The organism is Streptomyces sp. MspMP-M5, assembly GCF_000373585.1.
GTDB lineage: Bacteria > Actinomycetota > Actinomycetes > Streptomycetales > Streptomycetaceae > Streptomyces.
Genome location: NZ_KB891869.1, coordinates 1 through 1,507 on the forward strand (window position 1 = coordinate 1; position 1,507 = coordinate 1,507).

Genomic DNA, 1,507 nt, shown 5'->3' on the forward strand with positions numbered 1-1,507 from the left:
TCTGTACGCTTTGTCGCCGCTCACGTGGTCGGGCCGCGTGCGGGGGTGGCCGCCGCTTGGGCGGGGGACGCGGATGCGTTCGAGGACGGGGATCAGCTGTGGGGCATCGCCCCACTGACCTGGTGTGATGACGAACGCGAGACGAGAAATCGCAGATCCAGGCACTGAACCGCTCGCAGCCAGTGCTTCCGATGATGCCCGGGGTGCCCGAACGCCGCAGCCACGACCACGTCCGTGCCGGCACCACGACCCTGTTCGCCGCCTTGGAAGTGGCCACCGGCAGGGTGATCGGCTCGCTGCACCGCCGTCAACGCGCCGCCGACTTCAAGAAGTTCCTGACCAAGCTCGACCAGGAGATTCCCCCCATGCTTGCGGCGCACCTGGATCCTGGACAACTACGCCACCCACAAGACACCGGCCATCAAGCAATGGCTGCCGGCCCACCCTCGCTTCCACCTGCACTTCACCGCCCCACCGGATCGTCGTGGTTGAACCTGGTGGAACGGTGGTTCGCCGAGCTGACCAGCAAGAAGCTACGACGCTGCGTCCACCGCTCCGTCCAGGCCCTCGAACGCGACATCCGTGCCTGGCTTGCCGACTGGAACGACAACCCACGACCGTTTGCCTGGACCAAGACCGCCGACGAGATCCTCGACAAAGTCGCCGCATACTGCAAACGAATCCCCGACTCAGGACACTAGGCCCTGTCCGACGGGTTGCGGCAGGCGCTTGGTGCTTCAGTCGGGATATCGTCGGTCTATACCCATATTCGTTCTCTAGTGTGCCGTTTGCTTGATGAGCGCATTGGTGCCCGATGCGCGGGCATGCTCATGCCGGTGAAACCTCAACACCACGGCAGCTGTGGCCATTTCCTCGATGGTTGCTTCCGCCTCGGCTCACGCCCAGGACATCCGTCTCCCTATCCGCTCTGCTGTTGTGCGGTGCGGCTGCGTGGTGGGCGTTCGACTCTTCACGTACGTAGCTGTATGAATTGACCAGGTTGCCCGCGCTTATCGATCAGAGTGAACTTTCATAACCGGGGAATTGTTCCGGGAGCTCTCCTGTATGTGATCGAATTGGTCGGCTTTTCGGTGACGTTGGCTCAGGGGTTCGTGAGAACAGAAATCGGTCCGGCCTCGCGCAGTTCTTCCTGAGCGGTGAGCCAACCTATTTGGGAGGGCACAGGGGGGATCTGCAGGAGGTGCACGGAACTTCCCACGCGCGGATCAGATCGAAATCTCAATCCCATTCAAGGTGCCGCTGCAAGCTGTGCGATTTCCGCATATACGAACCGAAGGAGAAGGCTGTGACCTTCACCGAGCTGGAAAAGCTGCTGACGAGCGTCGTGCACGGGAACGATGCCGCTCCCGACAAGAGGATCGCCCTCCCGCCGGAGGCCCAGGACCGCACTTTCGACGACCTGGAAGTGGACTCGCTGGCCAGGGCCGAGCTGGTGACCGTCATCAGCGACACCTACCAGATCGAGATCAGTGACGTGCAGGCGTCA

Annotated in this window: 1 protein-coding gene and 2 pseudogenes; 2 read left to right on the forward strand and 1 reads right to left on the reverse strand. The window is 62.2% G+C overall.

Annotated features, from left to right (window positions below):
* Positions 1–141: pseudogene (locus tag B073_RS43660) on the reverse strand (IS5/IS1182 family transposase); the annotation flags it as partial.
* On the opposite strand from B073_RS43660, the pseudogene B073_RS39345 reads away from it, so the two are divergent.
* Positions 141–701, forward strand: a pseudogene (locus B073_RS39345) (IS630 family transposase); the annotation flags it as partial. The pseudogenes B073_RS43660 and B073_RS39345 overlap by 1 nt on opposite strands.
* A 605-nt stretch (positions 702–1,306) precedes the next feature.
* On the forward strand, positions 1,307–1,507 hold a 201-nt coding region (locus B073_RS0107195; RefSeq protein ID WP_018537410.1), incomplete at its 3' end, for an acyl carrier protein.